We start from the raw sequence: 18,560 nt of genomic DNA on the forward strand, positions 1-18,560 counted from the left end.
GAGTGCTGAATTAGCTTTTGCTCTGGCGCTTTTTGTAAATAGGATATAAAAATACAGCGCCTAAAATCAGGGCAGATCCCATATAAAATCCAACCGACATCGTTTCCTTGTGGCCAAAGAAAAGGAAGGCCAGGATGATACCGTAAACGGGTTCAAGATTACTGATCAGAGCTACCCGGAAAGCAGACAGGGTACGCATGACTGAGACGCCGGCGATGTAGGCAAGTGCAGTACAAACGGTACCAAGTATCATTAGGTAAATCCAATCCGAAACACTCAGATTGAAACTCTCGTTGAATAAGCTATGGTCAAATAAGCGATAAATTGTAATCCAGAAAAAAGCACCTGAAAGTTCATAGAAACTAATCACTTTGGCATCACTTTTTTGAGCAAAATTTGAATTGATAATGGAGAATAAACTCGAAGCTACGGCCGCGGAAAGACCGAAAATTATGCCTTCTGTATAGTTAGATTCAAAATGAAAGATCAGGTAAATTCCGAAAATGATAACTATTCCTAAAAAAATATCACTGAGCTGTACCGCAGTCTTCTTGATGATAGGCTCAAGGATAGCAGTGAATAAAGTGAAAGAGGACAGGCATACCAGTGTTACTGAAACAGTGGATACTTTGATCGCCTGAAAGAATAAAATCCAGTGGAGGGCAACAATACTGCCGGTGAAAAAGAATTGAAGAAATTCTTTTCGGGTTACTTTAATACTGAATTTAGTGGCTTTAAAATAAATGAGGAGTGTGATACTCGCAATCATGACTCTGTACCAGACCATTTCTACCGGCCCTACTGAAATTAAAGCTCCCAGGATACCTGTAAAACCCCATATGAAAACTGTAAAATGAAGAATAAGCAGATTTCTATTGATCGCAGAAGGGGAGAGCGTCGTCATTATTTTGGTGCTTTTTTTAACAGGTAAAGACCTAGCAAGCCGAAAAATATAGTAGGAATCATTACCGCAAGCAGCAGGGTGGAAATACCACCTTTAAGTGAAAACATTTTAGCGAACTGATTCATTACGATGTACAGGAAACTCAGAATAATCCCTATACCCAGCGGAAGCCCAACACCTCCTCTTACCTTGCGGGAGGATAGGGCAACACCAATAAGTGTCAATACAAATGCCGATAAAGGTTGCAGCCAGCGTTTATACAACTCAAAAAGCAGGTCGTTTTCAATACCTGTTCCTCTTGTCTTTTCTTTCTTAATCTTATCAGAAAGCTCTTTGTTAGGGAGGATTTCGTAAATATTATCATAAGCAGAAAAATCATCCGGACGCATATCCAGTATTGTGTCTTTAGGCTTGTCTATACTCTTAAACATACTTTCTTTCAGTCCATTAACTGTTCTGATAGAGTAGTTGGTTAATTTCCAGCTGTGTTTTACAGAATCCCATTTGATTTGATCAGCAATTATCTTTTTGACCAATACATCACCTCTGAAATTGTCCAGCATAAAACGATATCCTGACTTGGTTTTATTCTCAAAACTTTCCATGTAGATGTAAGTGTTATCATCCAGCTTCATATGAATATTAGGCTTGCTGGTCGGATCATTCTTCTTTACATAGGTGTTTTCAAAGGTATTCTTAAGCTGATTGGTATAGGGGAGTATGTATAAATTAGAGCCCAGGTTAAAGGAAAAGATAATAAAGGCGGAGATGAAATAAGGCAGTAAAAAGCGGTTAAAACTTACACCACCGCTTAAGATGGGGACAATCTCTGTTTGATCAGCCATCTTCGCTGTAAAGAAAATTACGGCAATGAAGTTAATCAACGGAGAAAGCATGTTTACATAAAAGGGGATGGAACCTGCATAATACTGACAGATTACCTCCCACATTGATAACTTGCTTCTTAAGAAGTCATCCATCTTTTCTGACAAATCAAAAATAACAATAATGACCACAAAGACACTCAGGGTATAAATAAATGTACCCAGGTATTTGCCAATAATAAAGCGGTCAATAATCTTAAATCTGCCTTTGAGGATGTTCATTTATAATTTATTCCCTAATATAGTCACCATTTTATTCTTCCATGCGTAAAACTCACCGCTGATAATTTTTTCTCTGGCTTCTTTAACCAGCCACAGATAAAAATGAAGATTATGCAAGGTGGCAATTTGTGCACCCAGCATCTCTTTCGAGTGCATCAAATGTCTCAAATATGCTTTTGAATACACCTGATCAGCATATAAATCACTTTCAGCATCAATAGGAGAGAAGTCGTCTGCCCATTTTTTATTACCAATATTAATGATTCCGTTTCTGGTGAAAAGCATTCCATTTCTCGCATTTCTGGTCGGCATTACACAATCGAACATATCTACACCTAACGCAATATTCTCTAAAATATTGATAGGTGTACCTACGCCCATCAGGTAACGTGGTTTGTCTGCAGGTAAAATGTCACAGACAACTTCAGTCATGCCGTACATTTCTTCTGCTGGTTCTCCAACTGAAAGACCGCCGATAGCATTTCCTTCGCGACCCATTGAAGCAATAAATTCTGCAGATTTCTTTCTTAGATCTTTGTATACCGATCCTTGTACGATAGGGAATAAGGTCTGATCAAAACCATATTTAGGCTCAGTCGTATCAAAACGTGCACAGCAGCGCTTTAACCAGCGGTGTGTCATATTGATAGAATTCGCTGCGTATTTATAGTCACATGGATAAGGTGTACATTCATCAAAAGCCATAATGATATCGGCACCGATGGTACGTTGAATATCCATTGCATATTCAGGAGTAAAAAGGTGTTTTGAGCCGTCAATATGTGATCGGAAAGTTACTCCTTCTTCTTTGATTTTGTTTACTTTACTCAAAGAGTAGACCTGGTAGCCTCCGCTATCTGTTAAAATCGGGCGGTCCCAGCCTATGAATTTATGTAAACCACCAGCACCTTCCAATACGTCAAGTCCTGGTCTTAAATATAAATGATAAGTATTTCCTAAAATAATCTGGGCATCAATATCATTTTTAAGTTCTCGCTGATGAACGGCTTTTACCGTTCCTGCAGTGCCCACAGGCATGAAAATCGGTGTTTGGATATCGCCATGAGCAGTTGTAACTGTTCCTGCCCTTGCTTTTGACTGAGGGTCGTTTGCCTGTAAGGTAAATTTCATAAATGTGTGTACGCTTCAAAAAATCTCGGCAAAAGTATGAAAAAACACCCGGTTCTCGATTTTTTTATCAACATAGGCTACATTACAGATTAAAAATCAGAAATTTGGCGCTTGTCAAAAAAACCATCGTGGAATTAACCTTACTAGAAAGTTGCCTGCTGGGTGCCCTCATTTTTTGTTTTGCCGTTCAGCTTTATTTTAGTCTATCTGTACATTTAAAACTCGCCCTTGTTAAAGTCGAAGAGTTACCCGAAACGGCTTCTAAACCTTTGAGTGTAATTATATGCGCACGTAATGAGGCGGAGAATTTAACTCAATATCTGCCAGCTGTCTTACAACAGAAAATATCCTGACTTCGAAGTTATTGTAGTAAATGACCGCTCATGGGATCAGACTAAAGATGTTTTAAAAGGCTTTGTTGCTCAGTATAAACATCTTAAAGTGGTTACCGTTGCAGAAGGCGAAAAGTTTATTGCGGGTAAAAAATTCGCAGTGACGATGGGAATTAAGGCCGCAGCGCACGAATGGCTGGTATTTACCGATGCAGATTGCGTACCTGCTTCAGAGAACTGGTTGTCTGGCATGCAGCAGCCGGATGATGACGATACTGCAATCATATTGGGTTATTCACCATATATCCGTAAACGTGGTTTGCTGAACAGCCTGATCCGTTTTGAAACCTTTTTTACCGCGGTCAATTATCTTGCTTTTGCGCTTAAAGGAATGCCTTACATGGGTGTCGGACGGAATATGGCGTATAAAAAGTCCCTGTTTTTTAAGAATAAAGGGTTCGCAGCACATATGCATATCCCATCAGGGGATGATGATTTATTTGTGAATGCACATGCTACCCGTCATAATACAGAGATTCGTTTAAACCGGAGTACACACGTATGGTCTGAGCCGAATACAAGTTTCTCAGGCTACCTGAGACAAAAGAAAAGACATTTTGGTGCCGGTAAATTTTACAAGGCCAAACATAAATTTATTTTATCCCTGCAGATCATATTTCAATTTTTGTTTTATGCCCTGTTTATCGCATTAATGTTTTTTAAACCTGCTAATTATCTGGCTGCCGGTGTTTTTGCACTGAGTCTGATCATCAGAAGTTTTATCTATCCCCGTTTGCTTAAACGCTTAAATTACCCCGATTTGAGATGGTGGTTTCCTGTTTTGGATATTCTGCTTTTCATTTTCTTAGTGTTTAACGGCATTCTGTCTATATTTGTTAAAAAAGTAAAGTGGAAATAAGCTCAGCCCTCATACAAAAGTATTTTAAAGATCTCAGTGAAGATCAGATCCGTCATTTTGATCAGTTGTTTGATTTATATAGTTTCTGGAATGCGCAGATCAACGTGATCTCCAGGAAAGATATCGAAGAACTATATGAACGCCATATCCTGCATTCTCTTGGAATTGCTAAATTCTGTACATTCAAACCAGGGGAGAAAGTCCTTGATGTAGGTACTGGAGGTGGTTTTCCTGGTATTCCTTTAGCTATTTTATTTCCTGAAACAGAATTTCACCTGGTGGATTCTATCGGTAAAAAGATTAAAGTAGTGACTGAGGTTGCTGCGGCACTTGGATTAAAGAATGTGAAAGCCTCTCATTTAAGAGCAGAGCAAGTGAGCGATAAGTACGATTTCGTTGTTTCACGTGCGGTAACGCGTCTGATAGATTTCTATCCGTGGATTAAAGATAAATTCAATAAGGACTCAAAAAATGCAATAGCCAATGGTATTTTGTATTTAAAAGGTGGGGAATTAGCTGAAGAGATTAAAGAATCAAGATTAAAAGCAGAATTATATCCTTTATCGGAATATTTTGAAGAGGATTTTTTCGAGACTAAATTTTTGTTGTTTACATCCCGATGTAAACAATGTTTAAATAAATTACCAGTATGGATGGGCTAAGTATTAATTTAGCCCATGAGTTTAATCTATCAAATCGCCCTGACCCTCATTAAGAATGTTGGGTCAGTAACGGCTAAATATTTGCTGGCCCATTTCGGAACTCCTGAAGCTGTCTTTGCTGCAAGCGAAGCCCAGTTAATGCAGGTTGACGGACTTGGTAGTTTCAAAGCTGGCGAAATTCTCCGGACTAATGCCCTTACGCTTGCTGCTGAGCAGTTGGAATTTCTGGATAAACATCAGGTTAAAGTTCTTTTTTTATACCGAAGATGACTATCCTCAGCGTTTAAAGGACTGTAATGATGCTCCTGTTTTGTTATATTATAAAGGAACTGCCAATCTGAACCATCCAAGGATAGTCAGTATTGTAGGCTCCAGAATGGCCAGTCCTTACGGTCAGATGCTCTGTCAGCAGCTTGTCGCTTTACTAAAGGATTATGATGTATTGTATTGATTATTAGTGGTCTTGCTTATGGAGTTGATGTAACTGCTCATCGGCAAAGTTTGTTGCATCACATCCCTACTGTGGGCGTATTAGGTCACGGACTTGACCGTATATATCCCGCTGCTCATCGCCAAACGGCTGATGCTATGCTTAAAAATGGCGGTCTGCTTACTGAATTTCCATTGAATACCATTCCCGAAAAAGCAAACTTCCCTAAGCGGAACCGGGTTATAGCCGGTTTGGCTGATGTTGTGGTTGTTGTAGAAGCTGCTATAAAAGGAGGAGCATTAATCACAGCCGGGATTGCTGATTCTTATCACAGAGATGTCTTTGCTTTTCCTGGCCGAACGACTGATGAATACAGTCAGGGTTGTAACTTTCTGATCAAGACTAATCGTGCGGGAATGATTAGCCAGGCGAAGGATCTGGTCTATTATATGGGGTGGGAACCCGTTGAGCTACCAGGCCATTTAGTAGAGAAGGCTGTTCCTGCAGGTCTTTCTGGTATAGAAATGACATTGGCTAAACTGTTGAAACAGGCTCCTTTAGGTATTGATGAGTTAGGAGTAAAAGCTGGTATTCAACAGAGTAAACTTGCCTTACATTTGCTCAGTCTGGAGATGAAAGGCGTCCTGATTTCACTTCCGGGAAAGATATATCAGTTGATTTAGGGACTATGTGACTCTTGTTTTGCCATATAATATAGATGTGAAGGCTAAGTTGTCTTTGTGTATTCGGAATATAATTTTATTAAATTTATATATTCGAAATTTAATTACGAATATATAATAGAAATAAAATTCTAGGAATCAAGTCGTACTTTTGTAACATGTGGTATAATAATATATTAGAAACTATTGGCAATACACCATTGGTGCGATTGAATAACGTTACGAAAGAAATTCAGGCGACTGTACTGGCAAAGGTGGAGACCACCAATCCAGGGAACTCTATTAAAGACCGTATGGCTTTAAAGATGATAGAAGACGCAGAAAAAAGTGGTAAGCTTAAACCAGGAGGAACCATCATTGAAGGTACTTCGGGTAATACAGGCATGGGCCTGGCTATGGCTGCCATTATCAAAGGATATAAATGTATTTTTACTACAACAGATAAACAATCAAAGGAAAAAGTTGATGCTTTACGTGCTTTCGGTGCAGAAGTAATCGTATGTCCTACTAATGTAGAACCTGAAGATCCTCGTTCATATTACTCAGTTTCTTCTCGTTTAGAGCGTGAAGTTCCGAATTCATGGAAACCTAATCAATATGATAACCTTGCAAATTCAGAAGCTCATTATGAGCAGACTGGGCCAGAAATCTGGGCACAGACTGAGGGTAAGATCACTCACCTTGTAGTAGGTGTTGGAACTGGCGGAACTATATCCGGTACAGGAAGATATTTAAAAGAACAGAACCCTGATATTAAAGTATGGGGAATTGATACTTATGGGTCAGTTTTCAAAAAATACAAAGAGACAGGTGTCCTGGTCCTGGATAAAAATGAGATCTATCCTTATATCACAGAAGGTATCGGCGAAGATTTTCTTCCTAAAAACGTCAACTTTGATATCATTGATCTTTTTGAAAAGGTAACTGATAAAGACGCAGCATTGATGACCCGTGATATTGCCCGTAAAGAGGGGATATTTGTAGGTAACTCTGCTGGTTCTGCAATTGCAGGACTGTTACAGTTGAAAGATAAACTTAAACCAGAAGATGTAGTTGTGGTAATCTTCCACGATCATGGAAGCCGTTATATGGGAAAAATGTATAACGAGGACTGGTTAAGAGAGCGTGGTTTCCTTACGGATGAGAAATTAACAGCTAAATCTATTCTGGCTAAGAAAGAGCAGTCTGAGATTGTAACTATTGATTGTGAAAAAACTATCGTAGAGGCTATCAATACAATGAATATGCTGAATATCTCTCAGATCCCGGTTACACAGCAGGGGATGGTGGTTGGTAAATTAGCTGAGGGAGATATCCTGAAAGCTTTATTAGAAAACCCATCACTTAAATCAGCACCGGTAAAAGAGATTATGTCTGCTACTTTCCCATTCGTAGATATGAATACTTCAATTGATAAGATCTCTGCATTGATTAATAAAGAAAACAGTGCAGTACTGGTTGAAGATGAAAATGGTAATTTCGAAATCATTACTCAGTATGATATTATCAATGCGATCTCGGCTTAGTATTAGCTTTAAGGATTAAATAGCATAAATTTTTATAAAAAAAACAGCTTACCGGATTATCCTGGTAAGCTGTTTTTTTTAAGGATGATTATTGTCTTTTTGCTTTCAATGCTGATTGATAACCCGGATTGACATCAATTTTCGCTCCAGTCAGCAACCATATTTTTGTACCATATTCTCTGGATAATTTATTGCTTACCATACCGATCAGTTCGGCTTTAGTGTAAGCTGGTTTCGTTTTTTCTACCTGTCCCTTATCATCAATGTAGATGATATATTGATATGGAATACGTTCAGGTGCCCATAGAGTAGAGTAAAACTGCTGCTCAAAGAGACCACTCCTGGGAGATTATATTTTTTACCCAAATGATCTATTGCGCCGGCTTCTCCATAATTTTCTGCAAAAATTGTGGTAGCCACACGTTGGTTATGTGGGATCTTGGCATAGGCCTTAGCTGTTATTGCAGTCATTTCCTCCCAGCCAATCATATCTGCATAGTCCTGTGAAGTCGCATGTTTTTTTCCATCTTCCCAATAAAAAAGATTATCCAGATGAACGGCACTGAAGTATTGAACAGCAATGTCAATTGGTAAAATCGGAATTGCTAAAGGCAGGAGTAAAAGATTGGGAAGCATCACCAGACATACAATTGTATATTTCAAAGCTGTATTGATGCGGAGGGTTATAGATTCAATCCCATAAGCACTTAAAGCAAATAGTACGGGATATACGCCAAATGCATAATAGGGTTTCCCTTTAAAATAGATTAGCAGCCCCATGAGTATCAGATAGCTGAAACCAACCCATTCAACTGTTTGAAGTTTTTATGGAAAAATATCAGAAATAAACCTGGCAGCCAGATTAGAAAACCGGTTCCATTTGAAATAAGCTGTGCTTTGATAAAGCCACCTGTTGTATTATGGGTGAGCTGTGTATCTGTAAGCTCTTTCATATGCGTAAGAACGGGCCAGTGGTGCAGATATTGCCAGACGAAGTTTGGAAGAAAAATCAGAAAGGCAAAGATTGCTGCCATATAAACTTGCTTTTTGAACAAGATTTTACGTTCCCTGCTTAATAAAAGGCCGGCAATGATGGCTATGATAATAAATACAATAGCGTATTTGGTGAGTAAGCCAAGGCCAATAACGGGGCCCAGAAAGAGCAGGTATTTGGGTTGTTGTGTTTTGATATATTTAATTAGCAGAAAGTAAGAGATTGTCCACCAGAACTGATCGAATACTACTGGTTGCAATAAATAGCCAGTTGCTAAAAAGCCTGCAGACAAAATAATTGCCATACAGCAGAGTGTTACTGCAAAACATTTTCCTCCGATTTCTTTAACAATAAATCCTGCAGTTAATACTGTTAGTGCTCCAAAGATAGCGGGGATCAAACGTATAGCAAAAGCGCTGTCACCTAAAACATCAACCGAAAATCGAGCCACAAGAGCTATAAATGGAGGTACTTCTGCATAACCAAAATTTAAATGGTTACCGAGTGCAATATGAAGAAATTCATCCCGATGAATACCATAGTTGTTTAATCCAATCAGATGTAAGATAAGACTGACAGCTGCGAATAGAAAAATAAGGAGGTTGGTTTTCTGGGACTTAGAGCTGGAGAGCATAGTGTTTGATTTTTGTTGATAATTAGATGATTAAGCAGTTGTTAAGTTACAAAAAGCAATGAGATTTGCCTGGAACAAAAACACCTGTCTAATTGCTCAGACAGGTGTTTTTGTTCTCTTTATGGGATGCTTAAATTTAACAGGGTTATGCTATTAATAATTTATTTTGCTCGTCCAGACCATAACAGCCCGTCAATGATGAACTTGTTCTGAGTTTCACTGCCAAATGTAGAAGACTTGCCTGCATTAGCTGTGTAATCCATATACTGTTTAAAAGCGGCTTCCTGAGCTTTGGGTGGATGGTCGTCTAAGAAAAGGATAACCTGGTATTTAGCAAGATCAGTTGCATTAACGGGGAATTCCGGGAAAAAAAAAGCCAGGATCTAAATCCTGGCTTTTCGATATCATGTGTTAAATGAATTAGTGTGATGGCGAATTGGCGTCAACACGTTTAATTTGTGCACCCAGTGCGCGCAAACGTGTATCGATGTCCTGGTAACCACGCTCAATCTGTTCGATATTGTATATAGTAGAAGTTCCTTCTGCTGATAAAGCTGCGATTAACAATGAAACTCCAGCCCTGATATCAGGAGAAGTCATACTAATACCTCTTAATTTATATTGTTTGTTGATTCCGTTAACGGTAGCCCTGTGTGGATCACATAAAATGATCTGAGCACCATCTCAATCAATTTATCCACGAAGAATAAACGGCTTTCGAACATTTTCTGGTGAATTAAGATCGAACCCTTAGCCTGGGTAGCAATAACTAATACAATACTCAACAAGTCAGGAGTGAAGCCTGGCCAAGGTGAATCTGCAATAGTCAGGATAGATCCATCAATGAAAGTATCAATGATATAATGTTTTTGAGAAGGGATGTAAATATCATCACCTCTGCGTTCAAAATTGATACCTAATTTTCTGAATACATCAGGAATTACACCTAATTCTTCGTAACACACATTCTTGATTGTAATTTCTGATTCAGTCATAGCAGCAAGGCCGATAAAAGAACCAATTTCAATCATATCAGGTAACATTCTATGTTCAGTACCACCTAGTTTAGTCACCCCTTCGATAGTCAGCAGGTTTGATCCTATTCCGGATATTTTGGCACCCATGCGGTTAAGCATTTTACATAACTGCTGTAAATAAGGTTCACATGCAGCATTGTATATTGTTGTTGTAATTCCTTTTGCAAGTACTGCTGCCATTACAATGTTCGCTGTACCCGTTACAGAAGCTTCATCTAATAAGATATAAGCACCTTTAAGGTTAGTTGCATCTACATTAAAGAAAGATTCTTTAGCGTCATAAACAAACTTGGCACCTAATTTTTCAAAGCCAAGAAAGTGTGTGTCCAATCTTCTGCGTCCTATTTTATCACCACCTGGTTTAGGGATAGCAGCCTGACCGAAACGTGCAAGAAGTGGCCCGACAATCATGATTGAACCTCTTAAACTTCCACCTTTAGATTTAAAAGTAGCTGATTTGAAGAATTCAAGATTAATGTTTTTTGCTTCAAATGTGTAAGTGTCTTTTGATAAACGGTTTACTTCAACGCCCAGATCACCCAGAAGTTCAATCAGTTTATTTACATCTTTGATATCAGGGATATTGCTTACAGTGATTTTCTCTTCTGTTAGTAATACGGCAGATATAATTTGCAGAGCCTCATTTTAGCTCCCTGCGGATGGATTTCACCTTTTAACTTCTTCCCACCTATAATTTCAAATGCGTTCATGTGCTATTAACCTATATTATTTAAATCTGCTCGTTTTAGTGTCTTTGTTTTGGATTGGGATTGCTGCTGCGAGGACGATTATTATTGTTGTTATTATTGTTTTGCCTTCCCTTATTATTATTGTTGTTGTTATTGCGTCCGCGGTTGGTATTGGTAGATGCTCTGTTAACCGGAGGTCTGAATTCTACCTTGTTCAGGTTGATATTCTCTTCCAGCTGTAGTAATCCACCTGATAGCTCACTCAGGTTTTTCAGGATAGTTTCATCAGCCACACTATCTTTATTCCATGTCACATAAGCCATTTTCATAAAGTTAGCAATGCCTTGTACCAATGCTGCTCTGCGTTCTGGTTCTTCTACTGCGATAGCTCTTTCGATCATCACCTCAACAGTTTTACCATAGTGCTTGTATTTGATCCTTTGCTGTGGATAACCGATATGCGAAGGTTTAACCAATGCCATTTCTGGAGTTGGTTTAGGATAAGGACTATCTACGTCGATTTTGTAACCGGAGATAATGTGTAAATGGTCCCATAATTTATGCTTGAAATCGGCAACATCCCTTAGATGAGGGTTTAAAAAACCCATCAGATCTATCACTGCCTGAGCATATTTATTGCGTTCTTCCAGGTCCGGCAGTTCGCAAATGTACTTCACCATGTTCTGTACATTACGTCCGTATTCTGCAAGAATTAACTCGTTTCTTGTGGTATTGTAATCGAAATTCATTCTATTTATTTCTTGTGGTATTCGCTGAAGAAGGATTATAAAGGCTCCTGCGCCTGTTTTTCTGTAATTTGATTTTAAAGATAAACCTTATTTTACAATCCGCAATTTAGCAAATTTTAATAACAATTGCTTGTTTCCTAATCCCTGGAAAAATACCGTCGCTTTTACGTCCGGTAAAGTACCTTCAAGATTGATGATTTTACCGAATCCAAACTTCTCATGTTCCACTTCCATACCGTTCTGAAAAGCGCTTGCTGCATCAGGGGTAAAACCAGGTGTAGGTATGTGCGCAGTTGGCAGCATGGTACTGGTTTTCGGTCGGTCGTGGTGGTACTGTCTGAGTTGTTGAAGATGAGGATGCTGGTTTTGGTTTGCTGAAAGAATCTCTTTGCTGCGACCATGACCTGCGTTCTCCATCAAAACTATCAGACGAAGAAGTTGTTTTAGGTGTTTTTATAACTTCAAGGTCAAGGAACCTGGCACTGATTTCACTAATAAAACGGCTTGGCTCACAATTAGTCAGGGTTCCCCAACGGTAACGTGAAGTTGCATAGGTGAGTGTCAGTTTTTTCTCGGCGCGAGTAATTGCTACATAAAATAAACGGCGCTCTTCTTCCAGATCAGTTCGTGAATTTAGTGACATTTGTGAAGGGAACAGGTTTTCTTCCAGTCCAACCACAAAAACATTTTTAAACTCCAGTCCTTTTGCAGAGTGGATCGTCATCATTGAAACAGTATCTTTTTCTTTGTCGTCTTGTCTGTCATCATTAGTTAACAACGCAATATCCTGCATGAAAATTGCAAGACTACGATCTTCGATATCTTCACGTTCAGCAAATTCTTTAATACCATTCAGCAATTCCTGAATGTTTTCATATCTGCTGCGGCCTTCGACACTGTCGTCTGTATGCAGTTCTTTTAAGATACCAGAATGCTGTGCAATGTATAAAGCCGTTTCGTAAGCATCCAGTTTCTTTGCTTCAGCCTGGAAGCTCTGAATCAGCATCGAGAAATCATTCAGCTGATTGGCAATCCGGCCTGCAATATAAGTTTGCGGTTCACAGACTACCTGCCACATGGTGATATTATGCTGATCAGCGGCTACAATGATTTTATCAACGGTAGTATCACCTAATCCTCTTTTTGGATAGTTAATTACTCTTTTGATAGCTTCTTCGTCACTCGGATTGAAAGTAAGACGGAAATAAGCGATTATTAAATCTTTGATCTCTTTACGCTGGTAAAAAGAAAGTCCGCCAAAGATCTTATAAGGAACGTTTAGTTTTCTCAAACCTTCCTCCATTGCCCTTGACTGGGCATTGGTACGGTAAAGAATAGCGAAGTCGCTATAATTTAAACCTTTAGAAGTTCTGTCCTGTACGATAGATTCGGCAACTATTTTACCCTCTTCGTTATCCGTAAAAGCTCTTGATACTTTTATTTTATCACCAGACTCATTTTCGGAAAATACATTTTTCTCCAGCTGATTTTTGTTGTTGGCAATAATACTGTTTGCGACATCAACAATATTTTGTGTAGAGCGGTAATTCTGCTCTAGTTTATAGACTTTTAAATCAGGATAATCCTTTTCGAAATTTAAGATATTCTGAATATTTGCACCACGGAACCCGTAAATACTCTGTGCATCATCACCTACCACACAGATATTCTGATAAGCTGCGGCCAGTTTTTTTACAATTGTATATTGGGAAAAGTTAGTAGTATCCTGGTACTCATCTACCATCAGGTATTTAAATTTCTGCTGGTATTTATTTAATACATCCGGATGATCCTTTAACAATACGTTAGTTTTGAAGAGCAAATCGTCAAAATCCATTGCACCTGCTTTGAAACAGCGTTTAGTATAAGTTTCATAGATTGAGCCAATCAAAGGACGTTTATTACTAATATCCTCAGCCTGAATCTCTGCACTCTTCATATATTCTACATGGCTAACCAGGTTGTTCTTTGCAGAAGAAATCCGGTTATAAACGAAGTTTGCATTATATAATTTGTCATCCAGCTGCATTTCGCGCAGAATAGATCTGATCAGACTTTTGCTGTCATCAGTATCGTAAATGGTGAAATTGGAAGGATAACCGATTTTTTCTGCTTCTACGCGTAATATTTTGGCAAATACCGAGTGAAATGTTCCCATCCATAGGTTTTTTGCTTCTGTACCAACAACTTTAGAAATACGCTCACGCATATCTTTCGATGCTTTGCTTTGTTGGTAAAGGTTAAAACCAAAATATTAAATGCGTCCACACCTTTTTCAATAAGATGTGCGACCCTGTATGTAATCACCCTTGTTTTACCTGATCCGGCACCAGCGACAATCATTGCTGGTCCTTTAGTATTCTCTACTGCTGCACGTTGCTGAGGGTTTAATCCTGCTAAATAATCCAAATTGAAATAAGATTTTGCTTATGAAAAGGTACAAAAATAACAAAACTATACTTCTTATTTCAATCAGTTCATCTATTTATTTATTTTTTTTTTTTTTGTTAGATGGAGCCTTTGATGATTAAAATAATTATTGCCCTGCGGGTTTAATAATTACTTTAATCATGTCGGGTTCATCTATTTATTTATTGTTTTTTTTTGTCAGATCCGTACATATTTCGTTCGGATCTGACAAGGATGTGAGGCCATCCTTTATTAAGACAACTATTAAGAAATAGAATTTCAATTATTCTATATTTGCCTAAAATCATTTGTTATGCAAGAGATCAAAAAATATGTAGAAGACAACAAACAGCGTTTTTTAGACGAACTGTTTGAATTATTACGCTTTCCTTCAGTAAGTGCAGATCCAAAATATAAAGGTGATGTACTTAAAACTGCTGCTTTTGTTGCGCAGAAGCTGGAAGAAGCAGGTGCCGATAAAGTAGAGATTTGTGAGACTGCAGGTTACCCTATTATATATGGTGAGAAAATTATTGATGCAACACTGCCTACTGTTTTAATTTATGGTCACTATGACGTACAGCCAGCAGATCCATTAGAATTGTGGCATACGCCTCCTTTTGAGCCTACTGTACGGGATGGAAAGATCTACGCACGTGGTGCTTGTGATGATAAAGGACAGTTTTATATGCATGTAAAGGCTTTCGAACTGATGATGAAAACCAATACACTTGCGTGTAATGTGAAATTTATGATCGAAGGTGAAGAAGAAGTGGGTTCAAGTAACCTTGGAATCTTTGTTAATGCTAATACTGAGCGTTTAAAAGCTGATGTTGTGCTGATTTCAGATACTTCAATGATCAGTATGGAAAACCCTTCTATCGAAACCGGATTACGCGGATTAGCGTATATGGAAGTAGAAGTTACAGGTCCAAACAGAGATCTTCACTCAGGTGTTTACGGTGGTGCAGTAGCAAATCCGATTACTATCCTGTGTAAAATGATTGCTTCTTTACATGATGAGAACAATCACATTACCATTCCTGCTTTCTATGATAAAGTTGTAGAATTGACTGAAGATGAAAAAACTGCATTAAATTCAGCTCCTTTTGATCTGAATGACTATAAAAAAGATCTTGATATCAACGCTGAATGGGGTGAAAAAGGATATTCTACTTTAGAACGTACCGGAACAAGACCTACATTAGAAGTAAATGGTATCTGGGGTGGTTATATCGGCGAAGGTGCTAAAACAGTATTGCCTTCAAAAGCAAACGCTAAAATTTCTATGCGTTTGGTGCCTCATCAGAGTTCTGATGATGAAATATCTGCTATCTTCCAGAAACACTTTGAAAGTATAGCTCCTGAGTTTGTTAAGGTAAAAGTAACCGCACATCATGGTGGTGAGCCAGTAGTTACGCCTACAGATAGCGTTGCTTACCGTGCTGCTGAAAAAGCAATTGTAACCAGCTTTGGTAAAAAACCAATTCCTACAAGAGGCGGAGGAAGTATTCCTATCGTTGCTTTGTTTGAAGATGTGTTGGGTATTAAATCTGTATTATTAGGTTTTGGCCTTGATAGTGATGCTTTACACTCACCAAATGAGAAATATGACATCTTTAATTACTATAAAGGAATTGAAACTTTGCCTCTATTCCACAAGTATTTTGCGGAGCTAAGTAAATAATTTTAGATAAATCTATAAACAAAGGGTGGCTAAATGGCTGCCCTTTTGTATTTTTACCCCGTGCCTCCACCTATAAAGAAAACACCTGCCAATCAGGGAAAGCTTATTTTTGATCAGCCTCTTGTACCCAAAGCGACTCCGAAAACAGCTCCAAAACGCAGGAAACCTGTTGCAAAGAAGAAAAAAGGTCTTTCCTTACAATGGAAATTTGTCATTGCAGGATTGTTGCTCATTTTATTTTCTCCATTATATTACGGATATGTCCTTAAGCTTTTCAGCTCCACGACCAGGTGGATACTGGATATAGGAGAAGACCCAAATTATCGTACTTATAAAAGTTATGATATTCAGATTCCTAAACGTTATAGTATTCATGGAATAGATGTTTCTTATTACCAGGGAAAGATTGACTGGAATAAGGTGAAAGCAATGAAAGAGGATGATGTAAGTATTAAATTTGCCTTTATCAAAGCTACAGAAGGTGTGTCCAGTGTTGATCCTTATTTTCAGCGTAATTGGAGAGAAGCGCCTAAAGCGGGGATCATTTGTGGAGCTTATCATTATTTTATCCCTAAAAAATCAGGTTTATGGCAGGCACGGTTTTTCCTGCAAACGGTTAAGTTTGAGGCAGGAGAGATTTACCTCCGGTTATAGATATTGAACAACTTAGCGGAGTATCGCCAGAGAAAATGCGGATGGAACTGAAAGATTTTATCCAGCATGTAGAGAAGAAAACTAAGGTGAAACCTATTATTTATTCGGGACTGGTGTTTTATAAGGATTACCTGAAAGGACATTTTGATGGTTATCCTTTATGGATCGCACATTATTATAAACCAGAATTAAAAGCCGGAGTAAATACAAAATGGTCTTTCTGGCAGCATTCAGATAAGGCCAGGATTACCGGGATTAATCATGTAGTGGATTTTAATGCTTTTAGAGGAGATAGTTTGGCTTTTCAGCAAATGCTGATTCAATAGGGGCCGGTTTATCATAAAAAATAGCATCTTTAAATATGTCCGCAGAACTTGATAACTTTTATCTGAAAAAAGAAGAACCAGTGCGTAGCTGCCTGCTTGCCCTGCGGGAAATTATCCTGAAACAAGACAAGGACATTTCTGTGGCCTTGAAATATGGAATGCCATTCTTTTGTTATAAGGGAAAGATGTTTTGTTATTTATGGGTACACAAAAAGCTACATCATCCTTATATAGGTATAGTTGAAGGTAAAAGATTAGCTCATCCGGATTTGATCATTGAAAAAAGATCAAGAATGAAAATCATGCTGTTCAATGCTGCGGACGATCTGCCCATACAAACAATAAATGTAATTTTGAAACAGGCTATTGATCTTTACAAGAATGGAGTGGTGAAAATTTAATCTTGTTGTAAATCAAACGTTTGCGCAGTCTTATTATCACGATATATCTCCTCGTTTTTCTAAATTATAGATTATAAATCTAAACCTGTACTTATGAAAACTTTATCTAAAACAATTCTTCCGCTTAGTCTTTCTTTCTATGCGTTTCTGCTCTTTGCAGGCTGTTCAAAATCAGCAGTTTCTCCATCTGGCAAATCCGCAGATCAAACAGCTGTAACTGCTGTCACAGGAGAAAATGCAGCGCCTTCTCAACATTTTGTTTTTCTCTTTCCCTTCGGATGCAATCCTTAAAATGCAGAAAATTAAGATCACTAAAACTGCTAATAAGGAGTATTTCTCTGTGAACAATTTTTCGGGGGGATATAATGGCCTTCAGCAAACACCGGATAAATCTTTTGGCACTCCAAATATCTTAATTGCTTCATTGTGGGATCCTAATACTGCCGGGAAGATCTATTCGAGAGTTGCCTATACAGGTGCAGGAACTGTTTCAAGCCGTTTTGGCGGGGAAGGCGACGGTTATAAAACTATCAATCCATACAAATGGGTGAAAGATATCTGGTATAATATAGCTATCCGGTCATGGAAGTTAAACGGAGAGCTTTTCATTGGTACTTTTATCCAGAACCTGTCCACTGGTAACTGGTTTCATACTTCGACGCTTGCTATTCCGGAAAGAACAACATTTCTTGGATCAGGAAATGATGCTTTTCTTGAAAATTGGGATGGAACCAATGCTGCTGATGACGGACGTTATGAAAGGAAAGCATTTTTTAAAGATTGCTGGAACCTGAACACCAGTAATCAATGGCAAAAAACACAGCAGCAGATCTTTTAGTGCAAATGCGAATGATGCTGGCAGAAATGGAATTTATGACAGAAGTTTCAACGCCGGATACGATGCAGTAGAAGATGCTTATTTTATGGAGCATGGCGGGAGTGTAAAACCATCAGCAGCATTTGGGACTGGCAGAACATTAGCTTTACCCGTACAGACTAATCAGGGCGATCAGCCTGTATTAACGGTCGGTTCAGTTTACGGGGTTACAGCTAAATACAGTGCAGGCGCTGTCACTGTAGACTGGAAAGTAACGGCTAATCTAAGCCCTCAGTTTTCTTCGAAAGTAGAAATACTGAATGCATCCGGTTCAGTAGTACAAACGATTAATGAGATACTGCCAGAGAAAAGAAAGGCTATCATTAATATTGCTTTAGGGAGTGGTCAAAATACCGCTAGGGTAACGATTTACCGATATTTTTAATGGTGTATCTATACCAGTTACTGTA

20 protein-coding genes and 2 pseudogenes are annotated in these 18,560 nt (G+C 38.4%); 14 read left to right on the top strand and 8 right to left on the bottom strand.

Annotation, left to right across the window (positions count from 1 at the left end):
• Positions 1 to 10: 10 nt before the first annotated feature.
• From ACWYN3_RS36760 to tgt, 3 genes are read right to left on the bottom strand one after another with little or no spacing between them, the layout of a single operon-like run.
• On the bottom strand, positions 11 to 904 hold the full coding sequence (locus ACWYN3_RS36760) for a DMT family transporter (RefSeq protein ID WP_456218612.1): 894 nt from the start codon (positions 902 to 904) through the stop codon (positions 11 to 13).
• A complete protein-coding gene (locus ACWYN3_RS36765; RefSeq protein WP_456218613.1) occupies positions 904 to 2,010 on the bottom strand; it encodes an LptF/LptG family permease in 1,107 nt (368 codons plus the stop codon). Before ACWYN3_RS36765 ends, ACWYN3_RS36760 begins: the two co-directional genes overlap by 1 nt.
• A complete protein-coding gene (tgt, locus tag ACWYN3_RS36770) occupies positions 2,011 to 3,141 on the bottom strand; it encodes a tRNA guanosine(34) transglycosylase Tgt (protein WP_068402527.1) in 1,131 nt (376 codons plus the stop codon).
• A 104-nt stretch (positions 3,142 to 3,245) separates the two neighbouring features.
• On the opposite strand from tgt, the gene ACWYN3_RS36775 reads away from it, so the two are divergent.
• From ACWYN3_RS36775 to ACWYN3_RS36805, 7 genes are all read left to right on the top strand, one after another.
• Positions 3,246 to 3,494, top strand: coding sequence for a hypothetical protein (locus ACWYN3_RS36775; protein ID WP_456218614.1), 249 nt, complete (start codon positions 3,246 to 3,248; stop codon positions 3,492 to 3,494).
• 10 nt (positions 3,495 to 3,504) lie between these two features.
• Positions 3,505 to 4,392, top strand: a complete 888-nt coding sequence (locus ACWYN3_RS36780; RefSeq protein WP_456223281.1) for a glycosyltransferase — start codon at positions 3,505 to 3,507, stop codon at positions 4,390 to 4,392.
• Entirely contained in the window at positions 4,389 to 5,054 is a 666-nt protein-coding gene (gene rsmG / locus ACWYN3_RS36785) for a 16S rRNA (guanine(527)-N(7))-methyltransferase RsmG (RefSeq protein WP_456223282.1), read from the top strand. Before ACWYN3_RS36780 ends, rsmG begins: the two co-directional genes overlap by 4 nt.
• A 15-nt stretch (positions 5,055 to 5,069) precedes the next feature.
• Entirely contained in the window at positions 5,070 to 5,324 is a 255-nt protein-coding gene (locus tag ACWYN3_RS36790) for a helix-hairpin-helix domain-containing protein (protein WP_456218615.1), read from the top strand.
• Complete coding sequence (locus tag ACWYN3_RS36795) at positions 5,245 to 5,505, top strand: DNA-processing protein DprA (protein WP_456218616.1); 261 nt, start codon at positions 5,245 to 5,247, stop codon at positions 5,503 to 5,505. The genes ACWYN3_RS36790 and ACWYN3_RS36795 overlap by 80 nt, the downstream gene beginning before the upstream one ends.
• A complete protein-coding gene (locus ACWYN3_RS36800; RefSeq protein ID WP_456218617.1) occupies positions 5,502 to 6,167 on the top strand; it encodes a DNA-processing protein DprA in 666 nt (221 codons plus the stop codon). The genes ACWYN3_RS36795 and ACWYN3_RS36800 overlap by 4 nt, the downstream gene beginning before the upstream one ends.
• Before the next feature lie 158 nt (positions 6,168 to 6,325).
• On the top strand, positions 6,326 to 7,693 hold the full coding sequence (locus tag ACWYN3_RS36805) for a pyridoxal-phosphate dependent enzyme (RefSeq protein WP_456218618.1): 1,368 nt from the start codon (positions 6,326 to 6,328) through the stop codon (positions 7,691 to 7,693).
• A 243-nt stretch (positions 7,694 to 7,936) separates the two neighbouring features.
• Here the strand turns inward: ACWYN3_RS36805 and ACWYN3_RS36810 are convergent, their stop codons facing one another.
• The 5 genes and pseudogenes from ACWYN3_RS36810 to ACWYN3_RS36830 form a co-directional block, all read right to left on the bottom strand.
• Positions 7,937 to 8,473 carry a hypothetical protein gene (locus tag ACWYN3_RS36810; protein ID WP_456218619.1) on the bottom strand — a complete coding sequence of 179 codons (537 nt, stop codon included), beginning with the start codon at positions 8,471 to 8,473 and terminating at the stop codon, positions 7,937 to 7,939.
• A 5-nt stretch (positions 8,474 to 8,478) separates the two neighbouring features.
• Complete coding sequence (locus ACWYN3_RS36815; RefSeq protein ID WP_456218620.1) at positions 8,479 to 9,321, bottom strand: glycosyltransferase family 39 protein; 843 nt, start codon at positions 9,319 to 9,321, stop codon at positions 8,479 to 8,481.
• A 420-nt stretch (positions 9,322 to 9,741) separates the two neighbouring features.
• Positions 9,742 to 11,068: pseudogene (murA, locus tag ACWYN3_RS36820) on the bottom strand (UDP-N-acetylglucosamine 1-carboxyvinyltransferase).
• A gap of 35 nt (positions 11,069 to 11,103) precedes the next feature.
• Positions 11,104 to 11,796, bottom strand: coding sequence for a DUF4290 domain-containing protein (locus tag ACWYN3_RS36825; protein ID WP_354302823.1), 693 nt, complete (start codon positions 11,794 to 11,796; stop codon positions 11,104 to 11,106).
• Positions 11,797 to 11,883: 87 nt separating this feature from the next.
• A pseudogene (locus ACWYN3_RS36830) lies at positions 11,884 to 14,205 on the bottom strand (ATP-dependent helicase).
• A gap of 313 nt (positions 14,206 to 14,518) precedes the next feature.
• Here ACWYN3_RS36830 and ACWYN3_RS36835 point away from each other — a divergent pair.
• The 7 genes from ACWYN3_RS36835 (at position 14,519) to ACWYN3_RS36865 (ending at position 18,535) form a co-directional block, all read left to right on the top strand.
• The gene (locus tag ACWYN3_RS36835; RefSeq protein ID WP_456218621.1) at positions 14,519 to 15,892 is read left to right on the top strand and encodes a dipeptidase; all 1,374 of its coding nucleotides are present in this window, start codon (positions 14,519 to 14,521) and stop codon (positions 15,890 to 15,892) included.
• A gap of 33 nt (positions 15,893 to 15,925) precedes the next feature.
• Positions 15,926 to 16,546 carry a GH25 family lysozyme gene (locus ACWYN3_RS36840; protein WP_456218622.1) on the top strand — a complete coding sequence of 207 codons (621 nt, stop codon included), beginning with the start codon at positions 15,926 to 15,928 and terminating at the stop codon, positions 16,544 to 16,546.
• A 35-nt stretch (positions 16,547 to 16,581) separates the two neighbouring features.
• Positions 16,582 to 16,872: a GH25 family lysozyme gene (locus ACWYN3_RS36845; protein WP_456218623.1), complete on the top strand. Its 291-nt coding sequence runs from the start codon at positions 16,582 to 16,584 to the stop codon at positions 16,870 to 16,872.
• Positions 16,873 to 16,907: 35 nt separating this feature from the next.
• On the top strand, positions 16,908 to 17,273 hold the full coding sequence (locus ACWYN3_RS36850) for a DUF1801 domain-containing protein (RefSeq protein WP_456218624.1): 366 nt from the start codon (positions 16,908 to 16,910) through the stop codon (positions 17,271 to 17,273).
• A 93-nt stretch (positions 17,274 to 17,366) separates the two neighbouring features.
• On the top strand, positions 17,367 to 17,564 hold the full coding sequence (locus ACWYN3_RS36855) for a hypothetical protein (protein ID WP_456218625.1): 198 nt from the start codon (positions 17,367 to 17,369) through the stop codon (positions 17,562 to 17,564).
• Position 17,565: 1 nt separating this feature from the next.
• Positions 17,566 to 18,111, top strand: a complete 546-nt coding sequence (locus ACWYN3_RS36860) for a DUF3472 domain-containing protein (RefSeq protein ID WP_456218626.1) — start codon at positions 17,566 to 17,568, stop codon at positions 18,109 to 18,111.
• A gap of 85 nt (positions 18,112 to 18,196) precedes the next feature.
• Positions 18,197 to 18,535, top strand: a complete 339-nt coding sequence (locus ACWYN3_RS36865) for a hypothetical protein (RefSeq protein WP_456218627.1) — start codon at positions 18,197 to 18,199, stop codon at positions 18,533 to 18,535.
• Positions 18,536 to 18,560 lie beyond the last annotated feature (25 nt).

Source organism: Pedobacter sp. NJ-S-72 (assembly GCF_053890575.1).